This is a genomic window from Rhodococcus opacus (genome assembly GCF_012396235.1).
Classification (GTDB): domain Bacteria; phylum Actinomycetota; class Actinomycetes; order Mycobacteriales; family Mycobacteriaceae; genus Rhodococcus_F; species Rhodococcus_F opacus.
On sequence record NZ_JAAXPA010000020.1, the window covers coordinates 94,814 to 119,758 of the forward strand.

Annotated in this window: 22 protein-coding genes and 1 pseudogene; 12 read left to right on the forward strand and 11 right to left on the reverse strand. The window is 66.3% G+C overall.

Annotated features, from left to right (window positions below; translation table 11 throughout):
• Positions 1–11: 11 nt before the first annotated feature.
• The 6 genes from HGB39_RS24790 to HGB39_RS24815 all read left to right on the forward strand — a co-directional run bounded on the left by HGB39_RS24790 (position 12) and on the right by HGB39_RS24815 (position 5,730).
• Complete coding sequence (locus HGB39_RS24790; RefSeq protein WP_005569013.1) at positions 12–659, forward strand: VOC family protein; 648 nt, start codon at positions 12–14, stop codon at positions 657–659.
• Positions 656–901: a hypothetical protein gene (locus tag HGB39_RS24795; RefSeq protein WP_005261901.1), complete on the forward strand. Its 246-nt coding sequence runs from the start codon at positions 656–658 to the stop codon at positions 899–901. The genes HGB39_RS24790 and HGB39_RS24795 overlap by 4 nt, the downstream gene beginning before the upstream one ends.
• Entirely contained in the window at positions 898–2,133 is a 1,236-nt protein-coding gene (locus tag HGB39_RS24800) for an alpha/beta fold hydrolase (RefSeq protein WP_064080940.1), read from the forward strand. Before HGB39_RS24795 ends, HGB39_RS24800 begins: the two co-directional genes overlap by 4 nt.
• A gap of 85 nt (positions 2,134–2,218) precedes the next feature.
• A complete protein-coding gene (locus tag HGB39_RS24805; protein ID WP_247607487.1) occupies positions 2,219–3,553 on the forward strand; it encodes an MFS transporter in 1,335 nt (444 codons plus the stop codon).
• Positions 3,550–4,476: an SDR family NAD(P)-dependent oxidoreductase gene (locus HGB39_RS24810; protein ID WP_005563309.1), complete on the forward strand. Its 927-nt coding sequence runs from the start codon at positions 3,550–3,552 to the stop codon at positions 4,474–4,476. Before HGB39_RS24805 ends, HGB39_RS24810 begins: the two co-directional genes overlap by 4 nt.
• 72 nt (positions 4,477–4,548) lie before the next feature.
• Positions 4,549–5,730 carry an acetyl-CoA C-acyltransferase gene (locus tag HGB39_RS24815; RefSeq protein ID WP_005563308.1) on the forward strand — a complete coding sequence of 394 codons (1,182 nt, stop codon included), beginning with the start codon at positions 4,549–4,551 and terminating at the stop codon, positions 5,728–5,730.
• Between the two features lie 147 nt (positions 5,731–5,877).
• On the opposite strand, the gene HGB39_RS24820 is transcribed toward HGB39_RS24815, so the two are convergent.
• Positions 5,878–6,624 (reverse strand): SDR family oxidoreductase, encoded by a 747-nt coding sequence (locus tag HGB39_RS24820; RefSeq protein WP_005563307.1) that lies wholly within the window; start codon positions 6,622–6,624, stop codon positions 5,878–5,880.
• 272 nt (positions 6,625–6,896) lie between these two features.
• On the opposite strand from HGB39_RS24820, the gene HGB39_RS24825 reads away from it, so the two are divergent.
• Both HGB39_RS24825 and HGB39_RS24830 read left to right on the forward strand, forming a co-directional pair.
• Entirely contained in the window at positions 6,897–8,144 is a 1,248-nt protein-coding gene (locus tag HGB39_RS24825; RefSeq protein ID WP_043788106.1) for an amidohydrolase family protein, read from the forward strand.
• Between the two features lie 1,575 nt (positions 8,145–9,719).
• A complete protein-coding gene (locus HGB39_RS24830) occupies positions 9,720–11,474 on the forward strand; it encodes an MOSC and FAD-binding oxidoreductase domain-containing protein (RefSeq protein WP_005563303.1) in 1,755 nt (584 codons plus the stop codon).
• 22 nt (positions 11,475–11,496) lie between these two features.
• On the opposite strand, the gene HGB39_RS24835 is transcribed toward HGB39_RS24830, so the two are convergent.
• Complete coding sequence (locus HGB39_RS24835; protein ID WP_240482879.1) at positions 11,497–11,868, reverse strand: OsmC family protein; 372 nt, start codon at positions 11,866–11,868, stop codon at positions 11,497–11,499.
• 178 nt (positions 11,869–12,046) lie between these two features.
• On the opposite strand from HGB39_RS24835, the pseudogene HGB39_RS24840 reads away from it, so the two are divergent.
• The 4 genes and pseudogenes from HGB39_RS24840 to HGB39_RS24855 all read left to right on the forward strand — a co-directional run.
• Positions 12,047–12,847: pseudogene (locus HGB39_RS24840) on the forward strand (coenzyme F420-0:L-glutamate ligase); the annotation flags it as partial.
• A gap of 84 nt (positions 12,848–12,931) precedes the next feature.
• Positions 12,932–14,125, forward strand: a complete 1,194-nt coding sequence (locus HGB39_RS24845) for an NAD(P)-dependent malic enzyme (RefSeq protein ID WP_168442951.1) — start codon at positions 12,932–12,934, stop codon at positions 14,123–14,125.
• A gap of 175 nt (positions 14,126–14,300) precedes the next feature.
• Entirely contained in the window at positions 14,301–15,233 is a 933-nt protein-coding gene (locus tag HGB39_RS24850) for an NAD(P)H-binding protein (protein WP_005571681.1), read from the forward strand.
• Positions 15,234–15,326: 93 nt separating this feature from the next.
• Positions 15,327–15,623 carry an antibiotic biosynthesis monooxygenase family protein gene (locus tag HGB39_RS24855; protein ID WP_005571680.1) on the forward strand — a complete coding sequence of 99 codons (297 nt, stop codon included), beginning with the start codon at positions 15,327–15,329 and terminating at the stop codon, positions 15,621–15,623.
• A gap of 373 nt (positions 15,624–15,996) precedes the next feature.
• Here HGB39_RS24855 and HGB39_RS24860 read toward each other — a convergent pair whose 3' ends face one another.
• The 9 genes from HGB39_RS24860 to HGB39_RS24900 form a co-directional block, all read right to left on the reverse strand.
• Positions 15,997–16,242 (reverse strand): hypothetical protein, encoded by a 246-nt coding sequence (locus HGB39_RS24860; protein WP_005571679.1) that lies wholly within the window; start codon positions 16,240–16,242, stop codon positions 15,997–15,999.
• Positions 16,243–16,402: 160 nt separating this feature from the next.
• A complete protein-coding gene (locus HGB39_RS24865; protein ID WP_005571678.1) occupies positions 16,403–18,151 on the reverse strand; it encodes a sigma-54-dependent Fis family transcriptional regulator in 1,749 nt (582 codons plus the stop codon).
• A 102-nt stretch (positions 18,152–18,253) separates the two neighbouring features.
• Positions 18,254–18,574: a hypothetical protein gene (locus tag HGB39_RS24870; RefSeq protein ID WP_005571677.1), complete on the reverse strand. Its 321-nt coding sequence runs from the start codon at positions 18,572–18,574 to the stop codon at positions 18,254–18,256.
• Positions 18,571–19,941 (reverse strand): FAD-binding oxidoreductase, encoded by a 1,371-nt coding sequence (locus HGB39_RS24875; RefSeq protein WP_005571676.1) that lies wholly within the window; start codon positions 19,939–19,941, stop codon positions 18,571–18,573. Before HGB39_RS24875 ends, HGB39_RS24870 begins: the two co-directional genes overlap by 4 nt.
• A 50-nt stretch (positions 19,942–19,991) precedes the next feature.
• Positions 19,992–20,318: a putative quinol monooxygenase gene (locus tag HGB39_RS24880; protein ID WP_005571675.1), complete on the reverse strand. Its 327-nt coding sequence runs from the start codon at positions 20,316–20,318 to the stop codon at positions 19,992–19,994.
• 97 nt (positions 20,319–20,415) lie between these two features.
• Positions 20,416–22,065, reverse strand: a complete 1,650-nt coding sequence (groL, locus tag HGB39_RS24885) for a chaperonin GroEL (protein ID WP_005264692.1) — start codon at positions 22,063–22,065, stop codon at positions 20,416–20,418.
• Between the two features lie 41 nt (positions 22,066–22,106).
• The gene (locus tag HGB39_RS24890) at positions 22,107–23,132 is read right to left on the reverse strand and encodes an NAD(P)-dependent alcohol dehydrogenase (RefSeq protein WP_005566556.1); all 1,026 of its coding nucleotides are present in this window, start codon (positions 23,130–23,132) and stop codon (positions 22,107–22,109) included.
• A complete protein-coding gene (locus HGB39_RS24895; RefSeq protein WP_005566554.1) occupies positions 23,129–23,872 on the reverse strand; it encodes an iron-sulfur cluster assembly protein in 744 nt (247 codons plus the stop codon). Before HGB39_RS24895 ends, HGB39_RS24890 begins: the two co-directional genes overlap by 4 nt.
• The gene (locus HGB39_RS24900) at positions 23,869–24,915 is read right to left on the reverse strand and encodes an amidohydrolase family protein (RefSeq protein WP_005566552.1); all 1,047 of its coding nucleotides are present in this window, start codon (positions 24,913–24,915) and stop codon (positions 23,869–23,871) included. The genes HGB39_RS24895 and HGB39_RS24900 overlap by 4 nt, the downstream gene beginning before the upstream one ends.
• Positions 24,916–24,945: the final 30 nt, after the last annotated feature.

The following is a 24,945-nucleotide window of genomic DNA, read 5'->3' on the forward strand; positions in this document are numbered from 1 at the left end:
TGGAGTTCAACATGTCCGAACAGAAACACACGGTCAAAGGCGTCGACCACGTCGCCTACCCCACATTCGACCCCGCCGCGACCGTCACGTTCTACCGCGACGTTCTCGGGTTCCCCGTCGTGCACTCGATCTGCGCGGCCGGCTGGGGCCCGGAAAAGCACCCCGACTTCATCCACTTCTTCTTCGACATCGGCAACGACGACCGGCTCGCCTTCTTCTACTACTTCGGCCTCGAACCGTTCGACGGAGGCCCGCAGGGCGACTCGTACTCTCGCTTCACCGAGGACGTACCCATCTTCTTCATCCGCTCCCGCCACCTGGCCATCCACGTCGACAGTGAAGACGACCTGATGGAATACCGGCGGCGCCTCGATGGCAGCGAATGGCCCGTCGAGATGCAGATCCAGCACGAGACGATCGAGTCGATCTACACCCACGACCCCAACGGCTACATGATCGAAATCACCCGGGCGCTGCGCCCGGTCACCCCACAGGAGGACCTCGACGCCAACATCACCATCGACGCCCTCGTCGACGTCGTGTCCGGCCCCGAACCGAGCATGGCCGCACTACTCACCCGCAAGGCAGAGCTGATCGTCGAGCGCGCCGAGGCCTGGCAGCAGAAGCAGGACGAGAAAGAAATGGTGAGCAACCGATGACCACGCTGTTCGTCCTCGATGTCCCCGAGAACACTCCGATCGCCGCAGTCGCGGGACAAGACCCGGCCGTGATGATCGATCGCGTCGGACCGTACTACCGAATCGTCTCCGACGCCCCCATCGTGATCGACCGACGGGCGACCAAAGCCCGCCACGCGGTGTGGTACAGCAGCGTCGCCGGACTGCACCGGTCCCGAATCACCCAGTGGGACAAGGACGCCATGCGAATCGAGCCGCGATGACCGAACAAACTCAGCGGCTCGGCGCGGGACGGTACATCGACGCCGCCCGAGCCCCCGACACAACCGTCACTTCGGTGCACGAACTCACCACCGCGGACGGAGCGAAGATCTCCGGGGTCCTGCGCGTGGTCCCCGGAGCCCGCACCGTCGTCGCACTGATGCACCCGCGCCAGGACCTGGCCCACCACGTGCTGGTGCCCGAACTACTCGCCCGCGGGTTCGCGGTGTGGACGCAGGGCACCCGATCGGTCAACAACGACATCTCCCTGGTGCACGAGCAGGCCCTGCTCGATGCTGCGGCCGGGCAAGTGTTCCTGCGGGAGAGGGGTTTCGACCACGTCGTCACCCTGGGGCATTCCGGAGGAGGAACGCTGTTCGCGTTCTACCACCAGCAGGCCGGACTACCGGCGGGGGAGCGGCTGACCCGCACCCCCGCCGGCCGGCCCATCGACCTGGCGGGCGCGCAGATGCCGCTGCCCGATGCAGCAGTATTCATGGCGCCGCACCCAGGGCAGGGTGCGCTGTTGCAGCGGTTGATCGACCCCTCGGTCGTCGACGAGGCCGACCCCCTGTCCGTTGATCCGCGGTTGAACCCGTTCGATCCCGCCAACGGATTCGCCGAACCGCCGCACAGCTCCTCGTACTCGCCCGAGTTCATCACCCGCTACCGGGCGGCGCAGCGTGAGCGCATTGCCCGCATCGACGCACTCGCCCGGCGACGCGTCGACGAAGCCGCCGACGCGCGTCGCCGCTACAAGAGCACTTCCGACCCGGCGGATCACCGCGCCGCGCTCGCACCCCGCGTCCTCACCGTGTACCGCACCGACGCGGATTTGCGGTTCACCGACCTGTCCCTGAGCCCGAACGAGCGGCCCTACGGGTCACTGTTCGGCCGAAGGCCGGACCTGACCAACTACGGACTCGTCGGCTTCGGACGCTTCGTCACCCCGGACGCCTGGCTGTCCACCTGGTCGGGACTGAGCAGCAACGCCGACTTCCTCCGCTGCGCCCCTGCTCTCACCGCGCCGTCCCTGTTCGTCGAACTCACTGGCGACCAGGCCTGTTTCCCTGAGGACGCCACATCCATGGTCGATGCCCTCGGATCGGCGGACAAGACCCACGTCCGCGTCGCCGGCACCCACTTCGGCGGCCCGATCCGCGATGGCGACCCCACCGGCGCCAGCCTGGCCGCCGCCGACATCGGTACCTGGTTGGCGGCCCGGTTCGCCTAGACATTCCCCAGCCCCCCGGTGGCCCCGCCTGGCCCACATTCAGCGGCGCAGGCGGGGCCACTCCCTCTCCGAGCGGAGACAACAAATGTCTGTTCGTATCCCTCCCTCAGCGCCCGTCGTCGGGCTCTGCCTCATGGCACTGGTCCTCGAGGGCTATGACCTTCTGATGTTCGGAACTGTGGTTCCGTCACTGCTGAGTTACGCCCCCTGGAATCTGGACGCAACCGACGTGGGAATGCTCGGCTCACTCGTCGGCGTCGGCATGCTGGTCGGCGCTCTGCTCGCCGCAGCCGTCGCCGACCGATGGGGCCGCCGCCGCACACTCCTTGCCGCCGTCCTTGTGTTCTCCGCCGCGATGGGCGTGTGTGCGATCGCGCCCACCCCCGCGGTCTTCGGAATCGGGCGGGTTGTCGTGGGTCTCGGTGCCGGCGTCCTCATGCCCACCGCGGCAGCGACGTTGATCGAGTTCGCCGCCCCGGGCGCCCGGGCCAGGTCGGTGGCGCTCGGGTTCGTCGGCACCAGCATCGGCGGGATACTTGCCGGGGTGCTCTCGCTGTGGCTCGTGCCCGAGTACGGGTTCCGGGCTATGTTCCTGGCCGGTATGGTGCCTGCACTCATGTTCCTGCCCGTGATGCTCCGGTACCTCCCGGAATCACCGGCCTATCTCGCCTCCCGGGGCCGGCACGACGCTGCCACAGCGATCGCTCACCGATATCACCTCGGCCTCCCCGCCGACCTCAACTCCATCTCCGGGCCGGACCCCGCTGCCACACCCGAACGCGGGCTGCGCGCACTCTTCGGCACCGAGCGCACCCTCGCGACATTGCTGTTCTGGGCGATGACCCTGGTCTGCCTTCTCGTGTTGTTCGGCGTCGCGACCTGGCTTCCCGCGCTCATGAAATCTGCCGGCTACCCGCTGGGAGCGGCCCTGTCCTTCCTGCTCGCCTTGAACGTCGGCGGTGCGGCAGGAGCACTCATCGGTGCCACGCTCGCCGACCGGTACGGCATCAAACCCGTCACAGTCGCCTTCTTCCTCAGCGCCGCACTGTCGCTGCTGGCCATAGCGACCGCCCCACCACTTGCGGTGATCTACCTGCTGGTGATGGTGGCCGGGCTCGGCACCACGGGCACCCAAATCCTGCTCAACACCTACATCGGTACCTATTACCCCGCATCCTGCCGGGCCACCGGACTCGGAATGGCACTGGGAGTCGGGCGGATCGGTGCCATCATCGGCCCCACGTACGGCGGACTCTTCGTTGCACTCGGCGCCGATACCACCTGGCAGCTGTTCGCCTTCGCGCTGCCAGCCGTCGTCGGAGCCGTCGCGACCCTCCTGGTACCGCGCCGCGCCACGGGCGATACGACCACCACCCTCACCCCTGCGGCCGGGCCCGCCGACCGGAAGGCTGTGTCATGACCATCGATTTCGCCGGACAGGTCGCCATCGTCACCGGGGCCGGCGGTGGACTCGGCCGCGCCCACGCCCTCGCCCTCGCGGCCCGCGGTGCCCATGTCGTCGTCAACGACATCGGCGGATCCCCCGAGGTCAGCTCCGCCGATGACACTCCGGACACCCCCGCGGGCCGTGTCGTCGCCGAGATCACCGCCCGCGGCGGCTCGGCGATCGCCGACCACGCCGACGTCACCGACTACACGCAGGTCACTGCGATGATCGACCGCGCTCTCTCCGCCTGGGGACGAATCGACATCCTGATCAACAATGCCGGGATCCTGCGCGATGCCAGTTTCCGCAACGCTGGTCTCGACGACTTCCGCACGGTCCTGGACGTCCATGTGATGGGCGCCGTGAACTGCAGCAAGGCCGTGTGGCAACACATGATCACTCAGAACTACGGCCGAATCCTGATGACTACCTCCGCCTCCGGAATCTACGGCAATTTCGGGCAGGCCAACTACGCTGCAGCAAAATCCGCGCTCGTCGGGCTGATGAACGTGCTCGGCATCGAGGGCCGATCCAAGGGCATCCACGTCAATGCTCTGGCACCGCTCGCGACGACCCACATGACCGAATCGATCTTCGACGCCACGGCCGCCGAAATCTTGACCCCGGAGTCGATCACACCCGGCGCACTGTTCCTGGTGTCCACGGACGCGCCGACCAAGACGATCCTCGGCGCAGGCGGTGGAACATTCGCGGTCAGCCGCATGCTCGAATCCCAAGGCGTCTTCCTCCCCGCCGATGCCAGAACCCCCGACGATGTTGCCCGCCACTGGCCGCAGATCAGCGACTCGAGCGTGCAGTCGGGCACCGACAGCACCACCGCCCAGATTCAGCATTTCGTCGACTCCGCCACCCGAGCCGGCACAGTTGCCCGTTGACCCTGCGAGCCCGGCGTCACCAACTGTCACACCAACCATCACCGTGTGACTTCGTCCAGAAATGAGCACCACATGAGGGAAGCCGTCCTCGTCTCGACCGCACGCACGCCGATCGGCAAGGCGTATCGAGGCTCCTACAACAACACCCAGCCCCAGCAGCTCGCCGCACACGCGATCGCCCACGCCGCGCAAAGAGCCGGAATCAACGGCGAGGAGATCGAGGACGTCGTCCTCGGTTGCGCCATGCAGGAGGGCTCGTCCGGAACCAACATCGCCCGCCAGGCCGCGTTGCGCGCCGGACTCCCCACTTCTGTGCCGGGCATGACCATCGATCGGCAATGCTCCTCCGGGCTGATGGCCATCGCCACTGCCGCCAAGCAGATCGTCGGCGACGGCATGCAGATCGCGATCGGCGGCGGCGTCGAGTCGATCTCCCTGGTCCAGAACGAACACCAGAACCGATACCGCGCCACCGACCCCTGGCTGGTCGAGAACCTCCCGAGCACCTATCTGCCGATGCTGCACACGGCCGAAATCGTGGCCGAACGGTACAAGGTCAGCAGAGACCGTCAGGACGAGTTCGCGCTGCTGTCCCAGCAGCGAACCGCCGCAGCGCAGGCCGCGGGCCGCTTCGACGCCGAAATCGTTCCCCTCGACAGCCTCGAGACCACCGAGGATGGGAACGTACCCGTCCAGCTGGGCAGGGACGAAGGGAACCGTCCCTCCACCACTGCGGCCGGGCTCGCCGCACTGCGCCCGGTCCTTCTCGACGGCGAGGTGACGAACAGGTCGAGCGTGACGGCCGGCAACGCCTCCCAGCTCTCGGATGGTGCCTCGGCATCGGTTCTGATGGAGGCGAAGGAGGCCGAACGCCGCGGTCTCGAACCGCTCGGCGTGTACCGCGGCATGACCGTGGCCGGCTGCGGACCGGACGAGATGGGAATCGGACCGATCTTCGCGATCCCGAAACTACTCGAGCAGCACAACCTCGCTGTCGACGACATCGGTCTGTGGGAACTCAACGAAGCATTCGCCTCCCAAGCCGTCTACTGCCGCGATCATCTCGGCATCGACCCCGACCGATTCAATGTCAACGGCGGCGCAATCTCGATCGGTCATCCGTACGGGATGACCGGCGCCCGCCTGGTCGGCCACGCCCTCATCGAAGGTAAACGCCGAGGCGCTCGGTATGTCGTGATCTCGATGTGCGTCGGGGGCGGGATGGGCGCAGCCGGACTCTTCGAAGTCAACTGAAACCCGCCATCCGGCAGGGCTTTTGCCCTACGTGCGGGAAATGAGGCCGACGCCGAGTTCGAATGTCACGCCCGGCGGATCTTGCTCCTGCACCGTCACCCCGAAGCCGGGGTGACGGTGCAGGAGCCTTCTGGCAGCTAGGGCCTGTCAGGTCCACGGGAGGTCGACATAGTGGACGTCGGGCCCGGGGGTGGTCAGCGTGATTTCGGGAACTGCGCACCGCGGCGAGGTGCGCAGAAGAAATCGCACCGCTTCGGCCACGTCCGAGGGCGGCAGCATGGCACTGGGGTCCTTTTCCATCCACGAGGATCCGGGTGTCTCGACCAGTCCCGGGCAGATGGCGGTGACCTGGATGCCGAGACGGCTGAGTTCGCCGTGCGCCGACTGGCTCAGGGCGATCATCGCCGCTTTGGTCATCGAATAGGCGGCCACTCCTGCCCGCGGCAGCTTGCCGAAGATCGAGCTCACGTTGACGATCAACGCCTTACCGTGTTCGGCTCCCGCCACTTGCAGTGTCGGAATGCAGCTCTGCATCAGCAGGTAAGCGGACCGAAGGTTCAGATTCAAATGGAGGTCAAGCTTCGGCGTCGCCAAGTCGGCAATATTTCCGCTCAGGCCCAGGCCGGCATTGTTGATTAGGACATCGGTGCGGCCGTACTGCTGGACGTGCGAGGCCACGGCGGCCTCACAGTCGGCGCTATGGGCCAGATTTCCGGACACCGGCAGGACCTCGACGCCACGCCCGCGCAGGTGGGTCGCAGCCTCGGTGAGCTTGCTCTGGTCTCGCGCGACGATTGTCAGGTTGTAGCCCTCGTCTGCGAGCGCTTCGGCGATCGCCAGCCCGATTCCTGCGGATCCGCCAGTGACGATTGCGGCTCGTTGATTCCCGTTCATCGCATCCTGCTTTCTGCTCGTGTTCGTTGTGGCATGTGGTTGTTCGGGTGGCGTTCTGGTATCGCCCAGATGCCGAAATGCGACCTCGCGATAGTTGTGCGCGGCCGGTGCGGCTCCGCCGGCGAGATTGCACTGGCTGTGTGGGCACCGCGCGTCCGGGCGATGGATCCGAAAGGACGCGATTCCCGGGTGTGGCCCTTGACACAATCGTTTACGTCCTTGTTCAATATCTTACATCAATGTAGATGTACCGACCAAGGATGGCAGGGGCGATGACTCGCACAGAATTCGTAATCAGGGATGTAAGGGTCTTTGACGGAGAGAAGGTTGTCGAGCGCTCGACGGTCCACGTCAGGAGCGGGTTGATCGAGGCGGTCACTGCAGAGTTCGACTCGACTGACGAGATCGAGGTCGTCGACGGGCGGGGCAAGACTCTGCTTCCCGGACTGATCGACAGTCACACTCATGCGCAGCCGCCATCATTGAAAGACGCCCTATTGTTCGGCGTGACAACGGAACTCGACATGTTCTCCTGCCCGGAATGGATGGACGGGCAGCGGCGTGACGCCGCGGAACGCAACGACCTCGCCGATGTGCGGTCCGCATCCATCGGCGCCACCGTGTTGGGTGGGCATCCGTCAATGATGATCGGAACTTACTTCGCTGAGCAGTATCCGGTGGTGAAATCCCTCGATGATGCCTCCGCGTTTGTCGCCGCACGTGTGGCGGAGGGCGCGGACTACATCAAACTTCTCATCGATGACGGTACTGCGCTCGGGCACGATGTCCCCACCCTCGGTGAGGACGTGGCGCGGGCCATCGCAAACGCGGCACATGACCACGGGAAGATGGCGGTTGCGCACGTCACTTCACTGGCCGGTGCGGAGCAGGCTCTTCGCGCCGGTGTCGATGGACTCGTGCACATGTTCTTCGATCGCCCGCCCACAGACGAGATCATTGCGAAGGCGCTCGATGCTGGAGTCTTCATCACGCCGACACTCAGCACGGTTGGTTCCCTCGCGAGTGACATCGATGGGACTCACCTCGCCAACGACGACAGAGCCCGTCCACTCATCCCGGCTTCGTGGCGGGAGAATCTGTGCCAATGCTGGCAGCTGGGCTCCCCGGGATCCATAGGCCATGCGATTGAAGCAACACGACGGATGCACGAAGCCGGAGTGGACATCTTGGCCGGCACTGATGCGGCAGGCATTGGTGTGGTCGGCACGGCGCACGGAGTGAGCATGCACGGCGAGCTCGAGCTTCTCGTCCGAGCAGGTCTGTCGCCAGTGCAGGCGCTGCGCGCGGCGACGTCCATGCCCGCCCGACGGTTCGGTCTCAGTGACCGAGGCCGAATCGCACCGGGTCTTCAGGCTGACCTACTTCTGGTCGAGGGTGATCCCACGGAGGAGATCACAGCTACTCTCTCGATCGCGGGTATTTGGCGGCGCGGAGACAAACTCTCCCGCGTCCCGCGAGACTCGGATAGGTCCTCGAAGATCGGCCAGCCGGCGGTCTGATCGCCTACGAATCGGTGTGCACGAGTGGGCGCCGCTCATTGCTATGGTAGGTAAACTCTCTCTGCGGGAGAGGGCTTCTCGAACTTCCCCACTCGCGTTCGCTCCTCGCGTTCTATCACCGGCAGCGCGCACGCGCGACGGGGGAGTGAGACACCATACGCTCGCCGCCGTGGATAAATGAGGACGGTCGTAGTCGAAAAGCTCGCCGGATACTCGCGCCGATACGGAGAGTCCGGTGCGCCGTCTCTCGATGTGCGTCGGCGGAGGGATGGGCGCAACCGGGCTCTTCGAGGTCGCTGTGTGTATGGCGTAGCGATTCGCGCCCGAGGCCGAGTGCCGTGGCTATCGCCAACAGGAAGGCCGGATGCGCCAGCTTCACAGGCCTCTTGGCCTGTCGGCAACCGCTGCAAACTATCCGCGGAATCGATGGCGAGGCTGCGCGCAAACGGGTAGACCTCCTCGGCCGGGCACGCCGAAATCCCTTAGAAGATAAGGTCACCGCAATCACAGCGCTATGCACAACCATTAACATCACTCCAAGGGGACTCTTGCCTGCTGCCTGCTGCCTGCTGCCTGCTGGCAGGGCCGCCGAGCCGGCGTTTGCCTTGTCGCCGCCGCAGAGCCACCCGGGACGATACGGGCACGGTATTACCAGGTGGCTCAGCGGTTGGCGATTGCCCTGTGCAGGTCTGGCCATCGCTCCGTGTACCGCGTCGCGCCCGACATGATCCGCTGGGCACCAGCCGCAGTGCGGTGTCAGGCCCTGGCGCAGTGAGACGTTCAAGTTCTCTACCGATCCGGAGCTGGTCGCGAAGGTCACGGGGCTGTGCACATCGCGTCACCGTCGTCAGGTGTGCGCCCACAGGAGGAGGTCCTCGGCCCGCCGGCAACCCACGTACGCGACGAGGCGAACGGGTCCGGTTCGCGGCGTTCACACACTCCAGGAGTGCGTTCGTCGTTCAGATAAACGTCTCTGATGAGATCGGCCGGGTACCCCTCTGGGCCCGTCCCTGTCCTTCCTCCTGACCCGGAACCTCGGAGGCGCCGTCGGTGCCCTCGGCGGTGCCGTACTCGCTGATCGATACGGGATCAAACTGGCAGTCGTCTACTTGTTGGTGTTGCTCGCCGGAGTCGGCACGACCGGCACCCAGATCCTTCTCAGTACGTTCATCGGCGGTCACTACCCTGCGTGGAGCCGTGCCACAGGACTAGGTGTGGGCCGGATCGGGGCGATCGTCGGCCCCACCTACGGTGGCGTTCCCGTCGCGATCGGGACCGGAACCAACTGGAAACTGGCGGCTTTCGCGGCGCCGGCCGCCGTCGGTGCCATCCTGACCGTGCTCGTTCCGCAACGCACACCGATCCACCGATCCGCTCAGACCCGGCGTCCTTCCGCGGCCGCGGATGTCGATCGGAAAGCTGGTTCAGACTATCGGACCGGTCAGGAGTGGCGCAGATCACAGTTGGATATAGGATGTTCTGCGACATGACGAAGCTGCTCATCGCGATGACCGGGGCGCGAACGATGGGCACCTCCGGCAACCTGTTCCGCGCGAAACAGTAAGGGGTCGCACAATGGCACGCCTGCAGTCGCTCAACGTCGGTATGCCGAAAGACGTGCCCTGGCAAGGCCGGACCGTCCACACGGGCATCTTCAAGTACCCCGTCGACGGTCCACGCATGGCCCGCACGCTCGACATCGACGGCGACGGTCAAGGCGACCTCGAGGGCCACGGCGGCGAAATTCGTGCCGTGCTCGTCTACCAGGGTCAGTCCTACGACTTCTGGCGGCGGCATCTCGATCGCGACGATCTCGAATATGGCCAATTCGGTGAGAACTTCACCGTTGACGGCCTACCCGACGACGAGGTGCACATCGGTGACCGTTATCGCATCGGCGACGCCGCGTTCGAGGTCACTCAGCCCCGCGTCACCTGTTATCGGGTCGGAATGCGCCTGGGTGAACCCGAGATGCCGGCGCTGCTCGTCGCCCACCATCGGCCCGGGTTCTACTTCCGGGTCATCACCGAAGGGCAGGTGCAGGCCGGCGACGAGATCGTCCGCACCCGGATCGGCCGGCACCGCATGAGCGTCGCCGCCGTCGACGCGCTGCTGTACCTACCCGACCGGGACATCGGCCAACTCCGCAAAGCAGTGGACATCCCCGCGCTCAGCCCCGGCTGGCAGCGATCGTTTCGTGATCTGCTCGACGCCGCAGAGCACCCGGCGCGCGCCGGCGAGCCGCCCGCCGGCGCCGAATCGAACGCCTGGGCCGGCTTCCGGCCGCTGCGCGTCTCACGGATCGTCGCCGAAAGCACAACCGTTGCTTCGATCTACCTGGCACCACACGACGATGCCCCGTTGACCCGGCCGAAACCCGGCCAGTACCTCACCCTCCGCGTCGGAGGCGCCGCCGACCCTCCACCGGTGCGCAACTATTCACTGTCCGCCACCCCGTCGGACAACGAGTACCGCATCAGCGTCAAACGCGAGACCCATGGCCTCGTCAGCACCTATCTCCACACGCGGTTGCGTGTCGGCGACACCGTCGACGTCGCCTCTCCGCGTGGCGATTTCGTCCTTCCCGAAGACCGCGACGACACCACGCCCGTGCTTCTGCTCTCGGCCGGCGTCGGGGTGACCCCCGTTCTGGCGATGCTGCATGCACTCGCCGCAGCCCACAGCAAGCGCGACATCTGGTGGCTGCACACCGCTCATTCGGCCGTCGAACACGCTTTCGCGGCCGAAGCGCACAAGCTGTTGGCCGGCCTCGACCGGGGGCATGAACACGTTTACTACACAGCCCCTGGCCCGGCAGCGGTCGTGGATCCGCCGGCCGTCTCCGGCCGCCTCGGCCGCGAAGCCCTCGGCGTCCTGGCCCTGCCTACCAACGCGACCGCCTACCTGTGCGGTCCCATCCCGTTCATGGCCGCCGTCCGCGAAGCACTCACGCGTGTTGGGGTGGGCTCCGACCGTATCCACACCGAGTTGTTCGGAGCACTCCCGGCCATCAACCCAGGACTGACCGACGCCGCCCATGCTCCGCCGCACCAGCCCCCTGGCCCCGCCGGCATGGGGCCGCGGATCACCTTCACCCGCAGCGGACTCACCGCGCCATGGAGCGACGGGTACAGCACCGTCCTCGATTTCGCCGAAGCCTGCGACGTTCCGATCCGCTGGTCGTGTCGCACCGGCGTGTGCCACACCTGCCAGACCCCGATCCACTCCGGGACCGTTCGATACCGACCGGACCCCCTGGAGCCACCGACGCCGGGCACGGCTCTCCTGTGCTGCTCGCAACCCGAAACCGACCTCGTTCTCGATCTCTGAAGAGCCACGGGGGCCCACCTGGCTACTCGCCCGCAGTCGTCAACTCGCGGATGGACACCCCTTCCGTGGATATGGACGCAGCATCAATCAGAGCTTGCCCCGGTCGACGCCTCGCAAGGTGGGGAAGTGCCGCACGCAAGCGCTCGGCGTGTTCGGCGTTCGCCACGTGCCAGTCCAGACGAATCATTTCGATGGCGGCGCCGTCATCGGTTCCCATGACGCGGCCGACGTTCACGCTCGCTGACACTGTGAGCGTGGCAGACTCGGCCAACGCGACCTCGCCGAGCAGCCGAAGCACTACCAGCGAGGCAGCGGCAAGACCGGCGAGCATGTGCTCGACCGGATTTGCGCCGGAATCGTGCCCGCCGTATCGCGGCGCTTCGTCGATCGTCAACTCGTGCCTGCGCGCGGTGACAGTCGTGCCATGACTCCCGAGCAGTGCGTGTACGACCAGGTGCTCACGTCGCGAAGTAGTCACCGGACCGCCTCGTAGAAGTCGGCGGCGGCGTGCCCACTCGTGTTCAGCGCGCCCGCCAGCCATTCGAGCGCATCCGCACCAACGGCGTGGACGTCGGGGCAATGAACTGTTCGTCACCGAGGTGGCGATGGCGGACGAGATCGCCGCAGCGGGCGATCTCGTGAAGGGCAAGCTGGGCAGCGTCCCCGTCGCCGTGATCCGAGGACTCCGGCCGAAGGACGACGGATCGAGAGCGCAGGACGTCATCCGGCCCGGGGCGGAGGACCTGTTCTGGCTCGGCACCGCCGAATCGGTCGAGCTGGGGCGGGCGGAGGCGTTGCTGCTGCGCCGCTCGGTCCGCCAGTTCTCGACCGACCCGGTCGACCCGGATGCGGTGCGGGCGTCGATCGCGGACGCCCTGACCGCGCCCGCACCGCACCACACCCGACCGGTCCGGTTCGTGTGGGTCCGCACCCGCACCGTCCGAGACGCCCTGCTGACCCGGATGCGGGAGCAATGGCGCACCGACCTGACATCCGACGGGATGAGCGCGGACGCGGTGGCGGCGCGGGTGGCCCGCGGCAACATTTTGTTCGACGCACCGGAGGTGATCATCCCGTTCTGCGTCCCCGACGGCGCCCACACCTACCCCGACAAGCGCCGGCAGGCGGCGGAGACGACGATGTTCACCGTCGCGGTCGGCGCCGCGGTGCAGGGGCTGCTGGTGTCGTTGGCCACCAAGGGAATCGGCAGCTGCTGGATCGGGTCGACGATCTTCGCCGCCGACATCGTCCGCAGCACCCTCGACCTCCCCGCCGACTGGCAACCGCTCGGAGCGGTCGCCGTCGGCCACCCCCTCGAACCACTCACCCCCCGACACGCCGCCGACCCCGGCGACGCCCTGATCGAGAGATGACCCACGCGCAATGAGCGCCGAATCAATGATCAATTCCGACGACACGCTCACGCTGATCGTCGATAGCCAAGAAATGAGTAGACAATGACCATCGTGTCCGAACCCACCACACCGCAGAAGGTCGAGCTGACCGACGAGGAGATCTTCGCCGGCCACATCGGGGGGAAGCTCTCGGTTGAGACCACGACCGCCCTCGATACGCAGCGCGCCCTGTCCATCGCCTACACGCCCGGTGTCGCGCAGGTCTCCCGCGCCATCGCCGCCGACGAAACCCTCGCCGACCGGTACACCTGGACCAGCCGCCTCGTCGTCGTCGTCTCCGACGGCTCCGCGGTGCTCGGCCTCGGGGACATCGGCCCCCGCGCCTCCCTGCCCGTGATGGAGGGCAAGTCCGCCCTGTTCAAGAACTTCGCGGGCCTGAACTCGATCCCGCTGGTCCTCGACACCAAGGACCCCGACGAGATCGTCGAGACCCTGATCCGGCTGCGCCCGAGCTTCGGTGCGGTCAATTTGGAGGACATCTCCGCGCCGCGCTGCTTCGAGATCGAAAAGCGCGTCATCGAGGCCCTGGACTGCCCGGTCATGCACGACGACCAGCACGGCACCGCCATCGTCGTCCTGGCCGCCCTCGAGGGTGCGGTCAAGGTCCAGGACCGCGACCTCCACCAGTTGCGGGTGGTCATCTCCGGTGCCGGCGCCGCCGGTGTGGCCTGCGCGAACATCCTGCTCGCCGCGGGGATCGCCGACGTGACGGTCCTCGACTCCAAGGGCATCGTGTCCGCCGACCGCCAGGACCTGAACGAGATCAAGGTCGATCTGGCCGCACGCACCAACCCGGCCGGCCGCCGCGGCGGCACCGCCGAAGCCCTCGACGGGGCGGATGTGTTCCTCGGGGTGTCCGCGGGCACCGTGCCGGAGGAGCTGATCGCGACGATGGCCAAGGATTCGATCGTGTTCGCGTTGTCGAACCCGGACCCGGAGATCCACCCGGACATCGCCCGCAAGCATGCGGCGATCGTGGCCACCGGACGCTCGGATTTCCCGAACCAGATCAACAATGTGCTGGCCTTCCCCGGGGTGTTCCGGGGTGCGCTCGATGCCGGTGCCCGCCGGATCACCGAAGGCATGAAGCTCGCCGCCGCCGAGGCAATCCTCTCGGTCGTCGGTGACGAGCTGGCTGTAGACAAGATCGTTCCCAGCCCGCTCGATCCTCGCGTCGCCCCCGCTGTCGCGGAGGCAGTCGCCGCCGCTGCTCGTGCAGAAGGCGTCACCGACTAGCAAGCACCCGTGCGTGGTGGACGAGTCTCTGCACTCGTCAACCACGCACGGGCGGCGGCCCTCCTGTCGTAACGTCGCAGTTGAACCAGGAGGTCCACCATGGCTCCAGTGCGCGTTCCATTGTCAGTAGAGCTGTCGTGGCGTCTTCACGCGACGCGGACAGCGAGATTCGGTCATGAGTGACGGGGCCCCGATCCTGATGACCGGTGTGGGCGGTGGTTACAGCAGTATCAGCCGGCTGGTCGCCGAGCAGCTGCTGCGCAGTGGCGAGCCCGTGCGGGCGATGGTTCATCGCGATGACGGCCGCGCCGACGCACTACGGGAGCTGGGAGCGGACATCGTCGTGGGCGATCTGACCCGCCCCGGCGACGTCGCCGCGGCGCTGACGGGCGTGACGCGGATGTTCTTCAACATGAGTGTGTCCGCGGACTATCTCGAGGCGGCCGCCGTTGTGTGCGCGATCGCCGACGAGCGGGGCGATCTCGAGGCGTTGGTGAACATGTCCCAGATGACGGTGTCGCAGATGACGTCGACCAGCACCGACGAGTCTCGGCACCAACGGCTGCACTGGCTCGCCGAGCGCATCATGAACTGGTCCGGTCTGCCCGTCGTCCACGTCAGACCCACAGTCTTCCTGGACAATCCGCTGTTCACCGTCGTGGCGAGCCGTTCCGTCGCCGAACGCGGCGTCTTGGCCTTGCCGTTCGGTACCGGCAGGACCTCGCCCGTCGCCGCGACCGACGTGGCCCGAGTGATCGCCGCCATTCTTCAGGATCCAGCAGGGCGAATCGGGCAGGTTTTCGAGCTGACCGGCCCCGCCGTCCTGGACATCGACGGCCTCGCCGAGCAGTACACGCGTGGCTTGGGACAGTCGGTGACGGGATCCGATCTGCCCCACGACGACTTCGTGGAGTTGTTGAGCGCCGTTCCCGACATCTCGTCGCACACCGTGCAACACCTCCTCACCGTTGCCACACTGCACCGCGACGATCGCTACAACCGGTTGACCACCGACGTCGAGGACGTGACCGGCCGGCCCGCGCAGTCGGTCGAGCAGTACGTCGCCGCACACCGCGAGCTGTTCTCGAAGCCGGCCGCCGCCGGGTAGTGAGGGCCGAGAATCGCCACTACTTGCGCCACCCGTTCGAGCGGCGATCACGTCGCTCGCACCCATGACCTTGCGACGTCGCATACTGTGCCGATGATCTTGGAACATGCGCTGCTGTCCGTGACACCCGCGAGGGTCGAGGAATTCGAATCTGCATTCGGGCAGGCCGAGGCGATCATTTCGTCGATGCCGGGATTCCTGCGACTGCGATTGTCACGCGGCCTCGAGCGACCGAATGTCTATCTCCTGCTGGTCGAGTGGGAAGAACTCGAAGACCACACCGAAGGCTTTCGGCAATCGTGCCGGTACCAGGAGTGGAAGGACCTGCTGCACCACTTCTACGATCCCTTCCCGCTCGTGGAGCACTACGCGCCTGTCCGCGAAGTGTGATTCGACGCCTCGCCGAGGCTGGCGCAACACGCGGACACCAGTCTGGTGGTGGCGGGGCTGCCGCCGTCACCGCAGGACGGGCATACCATCGTGATGGTCCGTGCGATTTCGTCGACGGTGACGGTGAGCGGCACGGCGCACTGGCGGCACCATCTGTGTCGCGTGACGGCGTTGACGTGTGTCGGCGACGCGACGCATTGGTGAATCCACCGTCGGTGCAGCGGGCACGTCGTCCGATCATCGGGGGACAAGGTTCGTGCATCCTCAGCGGCGTCTTCCCTGGCCAGTTGATCACTGAGCATGGTCGCGCAGGTCCGTCTCACCCCAGATGAGTGGTGGCGGGCCGGTGCGGGCCGGATCGCGCAGGAGGTTGTCATGGAGTCACCTCGACGAGATCGAACCGGGAGTGCAATTGCGCCCAGGTGGCCCGGCGACGGCCGTCGCGGGTGCGGTAACCGCTGCCCGGCTCCGGAACCCAGGTCCGCATCAGATCGTCACGTACCGCGGGACGGTCGGTGGGTTCGCACGTGTGCGCCAGCGCGGCGACCAACCACACCCGGGAGGTGGTGCTGCCGGGGGATACCGAGTGGGTATCCGCGCCAAGCGGGTTCGTATTCATGGGTCGTCCTCGCGTCGGTCCCGGTCGCGTTCCCGCACTCGAAAGAGGCTGGCCCTCAACGAGTTGCTGATCCGCGTGGGATTCTCTGTCTGACCTCATGATCCGCCGGCTAGGGTGTGACGAGTGTCTCATTTCCTGACACCAACTGATGCGGGCGACGTCAGATGTCGATGCCGAATTCCTTGATCTTGCGGTAGATGGTGGCCCGTGAGATGCCGAGAGCTGTTGCGGCGGCCTTCTTGTTGCCGTGATTCTCTTCGAGGCTGCGCACGATGGCGTCGCGTTCGAGGGCTTCGATCTGTGTGAGTGTGTGGCGGCTCAGAGCGTGGCACATCGGGGGCAGCTGCTCGACCTCGACGACACCGGAGCGCTGACGCTGGACCACATCGTGCAGAACCTGGCGGAGCTCGGTGACGTTTCCGGGCCAGCTGTACTTGCAGAGTTGGCGCATCGCCGCAGGCGAGAGCGACAAGTCCGCGCCGCGACCGAGCTGCCTCAGTAGATGCGGTACCAAGCTGTGGAGATCGTCGATGCGATGACGCAGCGCGGGCATGGTGACGGTATGGCTGAAGTGGGGAAGGATCAGTGTGTCGAGGTCGGTATTGTGATCGGTTCCGCCGATGGTCGCACCGATCCATCCGGCGTGCTCGCGTCCTTGAATGAGGTCGGCGACGATCCGCTGCTGTGACTCGCCGAGGAGGTCGATGTCGCGCAGGATGACGCTGAATCGGTCTTGCCCGAGTTCCTGTTCGAGTGCCGACAGGGCGGCGCTGTCGCCCGCGAGTTCGGCCACCGTGAAGATCCGTGTGCGGATGGGAATGTGTTCGATGGCAACAGCTTTGAGAGCTGATCCGCGGCCGCTTCCGGTTTCGCCGGACACGGTGACCCACTGTTGTTCACGCGCGCAGCGAGCGATTTGCTGGCAACTGCGACGCCAGGACGCGCTGCTCCCGGTGATTCCGGGCAAGACGCGGATGCTCTCGAGCGCAGGGGATCCCGATGTGGGGATCTCGAGTAGATGCACGTAGAACAAGGCCATCTGCCTCCGGGCGCCGAGCCCGAAGTCCTCGACCGATGACAGCCGGGCCGTCTGCCCGCTGGGCAGGGCGACGATGTGTCGTTGGGTGGCGGGCGCGCCGCTCAGGTCGACGGCGTGTTCGAGCAACGCACCCTGATCCTGGGCATCCAGTGCCACGCGTAGTTTTCGGTTGACGAGAACGACATCGTCTCCGAGCGCCAACACTCCCGTTTGGGGTGACCGCCGACAGGCCTTCAGATAGGTGTTGAGTAATGCGGTCTGGTCCGCACTGGCCTGTGCGAGGAGGCGGCCTTCGATCTGAGCCGTGGCGGATTTGGCGAGGGTGGCCAACAGCGGGCCCCCGTCCTCTACCCAGCCGGTGAGATCGAGCGCGCCGACGAGGGCGCCGGACATCGGATGGGTGATCGGGACACCGGCGCACGCCAGTTGCCCGAGACAGTCGGCGTAGTGCTCGGCGCCCGTCACCAGGGTGGGTTGACGGGTTTCGAGAGTGGTGCCGATGCCGTTGGTGCCGGCGAATTCTTCCGCGTAGCTGTAACCGGGTATCAGTTGGACGTCGTCGAGTGTGCGATCGAGTCGTCGGCTGGCGGTGATCCTGGTCAAGATCACTCCGTCAGCCGAGGTCAGGATGACGCTCACCGGTTCGTCGACCAGTCCGTCCGCGAGCTGCCGCAGGACGGGTTCGGCTGCCGCCACGAGAGGGCAGTCCAGATTCGGCTCTCGCACGAACGGGAGGTCGAGCTGATCCGGGCGCACCTTGAGCGACTTCGATCGCTGCCACGAGTACGAGATGGGCCGGCGAACGGAGCTGTCGAGGTCGTCGTCGGCGAGGAACAGCTCTCGCGCCTTCTGTAGATCCTTGCTGGTCATGCTGTATTTACGCCCCGATCCTCCACCTCTCACGTAGTTGAGAGTACGTCGTCTCGATGTGAGACGGGTCTCAATATGAGACGGGGTGGTGGAGGGCCGGGGTCAGGTCGGGGACGGCCGCGCCGTCGGCCGCGATGCACTGCCATCGACGTGGCCCTTCGCCGCAGAGGAAGGGGGATGATCGGTTCGCTGTAACCGCTCGGCGCACACGTCGAGAAGACGGTGCCGGAGGGTGTCGTCGAAGGGCGGGAAACGGCGCCCGGCCAGGACCTGCAGGCGCGCGAAGTACTGCGCCTCGGTCCACCCGAACGTGACGAAGATGTCTTCGGCGCTGCCGCCGCCGAACACTGCCCACCGGTTGCCGAACTCCAGGACGAGGTCGTCGTCCCGTTTCGATCGGATGCGTGATTTCGTGGGTGTCATATCGCACGCCCCGGATTGAGAATTCCGGTGGGGTCGAACGCTGCCTTGACTTCTGCCATCAGGGACCTCTCCACCGAGCCGATCATGGGTTCGAGGTAGCGGCGTTTGAGGTCGCCGACGCCGTGCTCGCCCGTGATGGATCCACCCAGCGCCAAGCATTGCGCCACCATCTCGTCGAAGGCCTGGTGGGCCCGTTCGGCGGCGTCCGGATCTGCGGCGTCGAACACGATCGTGGGGTGGAGGTTGCCGTCGGCGGCGTGCCCGAAGGTGCCGATGAGGAGGCGGTGGTGGTCGGCGATTCGGGTAATGGCGTCGAGCATGTGCGGTAGCCGGGGCACCGGCACGGCCAGGTCGTCGAGCAGAGTGCTGCCGCGGCGCTCGAGGGCGGTCAGCGCCACACTGCGGGCCTGCATGAGGGCGTCGCCTTCGGCGGGGTCGGTGCTCATGTACAGCTCGGTGGCCGCGGCCGCACGGCACGCGTCCGCGCTGCGCTGCGCTTCCGCCGGGGCTGCGTCGCCGTCGCACTGGATCAACAGCAGCGCACCGGCCGTCTGGTCGAGACCCATGCGGGTCATGTCGTTGACGGCCGAGATAGTGGTGCGGTCCATGAGTTCCACCAGGCTCGGGTCGGCCACCGCCTGAATCGCCATCACCGCGTCGACCGCCCGGACGGGCTCGGCGAAGGCGGCGACGACGGTGGCCGTGCGTGCCGGTGGTCGACGCAGCCGCATGGTCGCCTCGACGATGACGGCCAGGGTGCCCTCGGACCCGACCAGCAGTTGGGTCAGGTTCAATCCGGCGACATTCTTGCGGGTGGTGGCGCCGGTGTGGATGATCCGGCCGTCGGCGAGCACCGCCTTGATCCGGGCGACGTGGTCGCCGGTGACCCCGTATTTCGCGCAGCATGCTCCGCCGGCATTGGTCGCGAGGTTTCCCCCGATCGTGGAGACGGCGCGACTGCCGGGGTCGGGAACGTACCAGAGTCCGCGCTCCGCCGCCGCGGCAGCGAGATCACCGTTGATCACTCCCGGCTCGACCGTCGCGGTGCGGGACTGTTCGTCGATGGTGAGGATGCGGTCGAGTTTCTCGGTGCTGAGCACGATGCAGCCGTCGATCGCGTTGGCCCCGCCGGCGAGTCCGGTGCCCGCCCCTCTCGTGACGACCGGAATGCCGTACCGGTGGGCGGTTTTCAGGGTTCTCACGACGTGGTCGGTGGTCCGGGCGCGGACCACCGCGATCGGATGCCCGGAGGGGGAGAGCATCGACTGGTCGCGGGTGTAGGCGATCATGGTGTCGCTGTCGGTCACTACGGCATCGCCCAGCGCCGCGAGCAGACCCGCGACGGGACCGGTCGTCACCACGGTCATGCTTGTCCTTCCACAGTGTTGTATTCCGTCGGGTTGTGCACCGCACCGGGTTACCGATTGATCTCCAGTTCGCCCATGCGGGACCAGTCGGTGCCGGGTAGGTCGGTGTGGAGGATGCGCGGTGTCTCGCTCAGTGCCGGGCGCATCGCGTCCAATCCCTTCCGGAAGTGGTCGGCAGCGACGTGGTCGGACCCGGCCTGCCCGTCCCGGAACGCCTCGATCAGCACGAACTCGGCGGGATCGTCTGCGCTGCGATGCCATTCGAACCAGAGATTGCCCGGCTCGGATCGGGTCGCGTCGGTGAACTCCTTGGTGACGAGTAACCAGTCGTTCCGGTACTTGTCGAGGACCTTGAACTTCACCACGATGAAAATCACGATGACTCACTTTCTTTCGGACGAATTCCTCACCGCCGGAACGGGGGAGTGGGTCACCGCCTCGCAGGACCGTCGAGGCGGTGACCCACTGCGTGCGCTAGTAGATGTTCGACGGGCGGACCATGCCTTCGGCGAGATCGCCGAAACCGGGCGCCATGATGGCACCGGGATTGCCCAGCACCTCTTCCACGACAGCGGTCTCCGTGGTGATCAGAAGTGCCGCGATCGAGGCCGCGCTCTCGAGTGCGGCGCGGGTGACCTTGAACGGATCGATCACCCCGTCGTCGAACATGTCCCCGTATTCACCGGTGAGCGCGTTGAACCCGTGCCCGAGCGGCAAACCGGCGACCACCTCGACGACCTCGTCGCCGTCGAACCCGGCGTTGATCGCGATCCAGCGCAGCGGTTCGGCGAGGGCGCGGCGCACGACGTCACACCCGATGGCCTCGTCGCCGGTCAGGTCGAGATCGGCCAACGCCCGATGCGACTGCGCCAGCGCGGTACCACCACCGGAGACGATCCCCGCCTCCACCGCGGCGCGAGTGGCGGCCAGGGCGTCCTCGACGCGCAGCATCCGCTCCTTGAGCTCGACGCTGGTCGCGCCGCCGACGCGGATGACGGCAACCCGACCGGTGAGCCGGGCGATGCGCAGTTCGAGGCTCTCCTGGTCCGCCTCGATCTTGGCGCGCTCGTGCTGGGACTCGAGCTGGGCGATGCGGGCGTCGAGCAGTCGCTGGTCCCCGTGCCCGCCGACGATCGTGGTCTCGTTCTCGGTCACGGTGATGCGATCACACGAACCGAGATGCGCGACACTGATTTCGGACAGTTCGATGCCGGTGTCCTTGGCGATCACGTGCCCACCCAGCGCCACCGCGAGGTCCTCGAGCTCGGCGACCCGGCGGTGCCCGAAACCGGGGGCCCGGACGACCACCGACTGCATCGTCTTGTGCATGTTGCCGCCGACGAGTAGTTGCAGCGCCGGCCCGTCGACCTCCTCGGCCAGCACCACCAGGGGCCGGTCGGCGCGCTTGGCCACCTCGATGCTCGGCATGATGTCTTGGACCTGGGTGATTTTCTTGTTGGTCAGCAGGATCAGCGGATTGGTATGCACCGCTTCCATCCGCTCCGGGTCGGTGACCATGTAGCCGGAGATGTAGCCGTGATCGAACTCGATGCCGTCGACGATGTCGACCGACAGCCCGAGGACGTCGCTCTCCTCGGTGGTGACGACCCCGGACTTGCCGACGAAGTCGACGGCCTTCGAGATGGCGTGCCCGATCACCTCGTCGTCGCTGGCGGCGAGGGTCGCGATCCGCTGCAGATCGCTCTGCCCCCCGATTTGGGAGGCCTGCTCGTGGAGGGAGTCGACGACCACGGACACGGCCCGTTCGATGCCGCGGCGCACCCGCATGGGGTTGGCGCCGGCGTCGACGGACCGCAGCCCCTCGCGGACCATCGCCTGGGCGAGCACGGTTGCCGTGGTGGTGCCGTCGCCGACCACACCATTGGTTTTCATCGCCACTTCCTTGACCAGCTGGGCACCCATGTTGGCGAAGGGTTCGCGGAGCTGTATCTCGCGGGCGATGGTCACGCCGTCGTTGGTGATCGTCGGTGGTCCGGTGAGCTTTTCGAGCACCGCGTTGCGCCCCTTGGGGCCGAGGGTCACCTTGACCGCGTCGGCGAGGGCGTTGACGCCGTGCTCGAGCCGCGCCCGGGCGTCCGTGTTGTACCGCAGCTCTTTTGCCATGGCTGATGTCCTTTCGTGCTTCGAGCGGAGGATGCGACGTGCTACGGGACGAGAATCGCGCGGCCGCGCACCCGGCCGGCATCGAGATCGTCGAGTGCTTGCTGGAAATCCTCGAGCCGGTACCGGGTGGTGTGCAACGTGACCTTGCCCTGGGCGGCAAGGATCATGAGCTCCTGGAGGTCGTTGTAGGAGCCGACGAGATTTCCGATGAGGTTGATCTCGGTGGAGATCACATCGATCGTCGGGACGTCGATGTTCTCGCCGTACCCGACGACGTAGTAGTTCCCGGCGCGGCGCAGCATCGCGATCCCTTCTGCGGTCGCGCCGCCCTCGCCGACGAAGTCGACGACGGCTTCGGCGCCGTGACCGCCGGTCAGGTCGAGCACCTGCTGGATGTGGGTGCCGTCGGCGACGATGCCGTGGTCGGCGCCGATCTTCACGGCGAGTTCGACGGCCGCGGGGTTGCGGTCGAGCACGACCACGGTGACACCGGAGATCGCCTTCAGGACCTGGATGCCGATGTGACCGAGTCCGCCGGCCCCGATCACTACGCACACGTCTCCGGGCCGAGTCGTCTTCGCGGCCTTGGCAACGGCGTGGTACGCCGTCAGGCCCGCGTCGGCGAGGGCGGCGACATCGGCCGGTTCGAGCGAGTCGTCGATCCGGACCACGCTGCGGGCGGTGGTGCGCAGATATTCGGCGTAGCCGCCGTTGACGTCGATGCCGGGGAATGTGCTGTTCTGGCAGTGGACGTCGTCTCCGAATCGGCACGCCCGGCACAGTCCGCACGTGATGAGCGGGTGCAGAATCACCTTGTCGCCGACCGCGACATTGGTGACGGCGTCGCCCACGGCGTGGACCCAGCCGGCGTTCTCGTGTCCGATCGTGTACGGCAGCGCGACACCGGTCTTCGCCTCCCACTGCCCTTCGAGGATGTGCAGGTCGGTGCGGCACACCCCCGCGCCGCCGATGCGCACGATGACATCGAGCGGGCCCTCGATCGTGGGTTCGGGAATGTCGGTGAGCTGCAGTTTGGTGTGGTATCCCACCACTTGCACGGCCTTCATCGCGGGCTCCTGGTTCTGAGATTGGTGATTCGCGGTGTGGCGCCGACGGATTCGCTGTCGGCGTAGCGGGTGGCGAGCAGGCCGCGGCAGAAGTGCGCGTTGCCTTCCATCGAAATGCGCACCGACTTGGCGAAGCGCAGCCGCATCGGCACCGATTCCGGGGCGATGCGCTTGCCGTCGTCGTCGACGAACACCCGGCTGGCCGGGCAGATGCTCAACCCGATGCCGATCCGGCGACGCAGCAGCGCGGCCTTGGCCTTCCCGGGAGCGAGGTCGCTGAGGGTGAGCCGGTAGATCTCGTTCACACCCACATCGGTGGTCTTCAGGTGCGCCTCGACACACCGCTCCATCGCCGCGGCGTGCGCCTTGGACCGGAACGTTCGGCGCAGCTCGTGCAGACTCTCCTCCGCCTCGGAGCCGAACGTCCCGACGTATCCGGCGTCCGCCGCGAGACCGGCGTTGATCTTGTCGCTGTCGTGATGGTCGTCGAGCAGCACCCGCACCTCGCCGATGTCCTCGACCAGACGCAGGGCGTCGAGGGCGTCGGAGGCCATGAGGTAGGCGAAGTTCGGCGAGCAGAACGCGGTGGGCAGCCGCAGGTGCACGGTGACCGCGTCGTCGTCGAGGGTGACCGACCGGACGAAGCCGAGATCGGTGATCGGCTCGTCCAGTTCCGGGTCGGTGACCGTCGACAGGGCCATCAGGACGTCCTGTTCGGTGCAGACGACGGCGGCGGTCATGACGACACGGTTTCCCGCGCCCCGGCAGCGACCTCCACACCTTCCTGCCCGGCCGGCTCGGCCAGTCGCAGGTTCGCGGGAACGTCGATGTCGTACAGCGCTGCCGCGTTGAGGCCGAGGATCTTCTTTTTCTGCTCGACGGTGATCGGGGCGTACTCGCCCTGCATGTCCTCGGGGATCTGGAAGTCGACGAACTTCTCGATCAGCCACTTCGGGGTCCACAGCGCATAGTCGCTGCCGAACAGGATCTTGTCCTCGCCGATCCAGTAGAGCAACTCGCCGATGATCTGGGCGAAGTAGCGGGGCCGGGTGTGGATGAACGGAAGGGCAACCGCCAGGCCGCCGTACACGTTCGACTCCTGGGTGGCGATCCAGCAGAAGTCCTCGAGGCGTGGCAGGCCCACGTGCTCGACGACGAACCGCAGGTCCAGGTAGTCGGTGGCGACCTTGTCGATGTCGGAGACGTCGAACGCGTCGCGGTCGAGGGGACGGATCGTCGGACCCTTGTGGACGTGAATGTTCTTGATTCCCAACTCGATGCACTCTTCGAGGTAGCGTCGCGACCAGGGGTCGTCGAGTTTGTAGCCGCGGGAGTCGCCGTGCCATTCGGCGGTGTAGAGCTTGACGCCCTGCAGGTTCATCCGGTCGGCGTCCTTGCGGAGCTGTTCGAGCCCGGCCTCCTCGTGGCGGGGATCGTAGGCGTGGTTGTAGGTCAGTTTGCCGGGGTGCTTGGCGACCAGGGCGAGTGCTTCGTCGGTTCGCCCGAATCCGTTGTGGTAGAAGTCGCTGAGCAACGTGGCCTGGAAGACCGCGTGGTCGACGTATCCCTCCACGAAGATGTCACGCTCGAAGCGTTCGCTGCCGTAGTACGTGTAGGTGTCGTAGTCCCACATGACCTCTTCGGGGCTGAGGTTCTTGTGATAGTCGTAGAAGCAGTCGATGAACTGCTTGCCATGTACGTTCTTCTGGTTCGACTCGCGGGCGTCCCAGACGTGTACGTGGCCGTCCACGATGAAGTATTTCTGACCGTCCTTCTGATACATCGGGTCCTCGCTTGGTCCTGTTTTTCGGAT

Coding starts and splice junctions, on each gene's coding strand:
- HGB39_RS24895 (WP_005566554.1), bottom strand. CDS start 23,872: ATGACCGCCGCCGTCGTCTGCACCGAACAGGACGTCCTGATGGCCCTG.
- HGB39_RS24890 (WP_005566556.1), bottom strand. CDS start 23,132: ATGAAGGCCGTGCAAGTGGTGGGATACCACACCAAACTGCAGCTCACC.
- HGB39_RS24855 (WP_005571680.1), top strand. CDS start 15,327: ATGATCTTGGAACATGCGCTGCTGTCCGTGACACCCGCGAGGGTCGAG.
- HGB39_RS24900 (WP_005566552.1), bottom strand. CDS start 24,915: ATGTATCAGAAGGACGGTCAGAAATACTTCATCGTGGACGGCCACGTA.
- HGB39_RS24870 (WP_005571677.1), bottom strand. CDS start 18,574: ATGACACCCACGAAATCACGCATCCGATCGAAACGGGACGACGACCTC.
- HGB39_RS24800 (WP_064080940.1), top strand. CDS start 898: ATGACCGAACAAACTCAGCGGCTCGGCGCGGGACGGTACATCGACGCC.
- HGB39_RS24850 (WP_005571681.1), top strand. CDS start 14,301: ATGAGTGACGGGGCCCCGATCCTGATGACCGGTGTGGGCGGTGGTTAC.
- HGB39_RS24860 (WP_005571679.1), bottom strand. CDS start 16,242: ATGAATACGAACCCGCTTGGCGCGGATACCCACTCGGTATCCCCCGGC.
- HGB39_RS24865 (WP_005571678.1), bottom strand. CDS start 18,151: ATGACCAGCAAGGATCTACAGAAGGCGCGAGAGCTGTTCCTCGCCGAC.
- HGB39_RS24825 (WP_043788106.1), top strand. CDS start 6,897: ATGACTCGCACAGAATTCGTAATCAGGGATGTAAGGGTCTTTGACGGA.
- HGB39_RS24875 (WP_005571676.1), bottom strand. CDS start 19,941: ATGACCGTGGTGACGACCGGTCCCGTCGCGGGTCTGCTCGCGGCGCTG.
- HGB39_RS24815 (WP_005563308.1), top strand. CDS start 4,549: ATGAGGGAAGCCGTCCTCGTCTCGACCGCACGCACGCCGATCGGCAAG.
- HGB39_RS24810 (WP_005563309.1), top strand. CDS start 3,550: ATGACCATCGATTTCGCCGGACAGGTCGCCATCGTCACCGGGGCCGGC.
- HGB39_RS24830 (WP_005563303.1), top strand. CDS start 9,720: ATGGCACGCCTGCAGTCGCTCAACGTCGGTATGCCGAAAGACGTGCCC.
- groL (WP_005264692.1), bottom strand. CDS start 22,065: ATGGCAAAAGAGCTGCGGTACAACACGGACGCCCGGGCGCGGCTCGAG.
- HGB39_RS24820 (WP_005563307.1), bottom strand. CDS start 6,624: ATGAACGGGAATCAACGAGCCGCAATCGTCACTGGCGGATCCGCAGGA.
- HGB39_RS24790 (WP_005569013.1), top strand. CDS start 12: ATGTCCGAACAGAAACACACGGTCAAAGGCGTCGACCACGTCGCCTAC.
- HGB39_RS24805 (WP_247607487.1), top strand. CDS start 2,219: ATGTCTGTTCGTATCCCTCCCTCAGCGCCCGTCGTCGGGCTCTGCCTC.
- HGB39_RS24845 (WP_168442951.1), top strand. CDS start 12,932: ATGACCATCGTGTCCGAACCCACCACACCGCAGAAGGTCGAGCTGACC.
- HGB39_RS24795 (WP_005261901.1), top strand. CDS start 656: ATGACCACGCTGTTCGTCCTCGATGTCCCCGAGAACACTCCGATCGCC.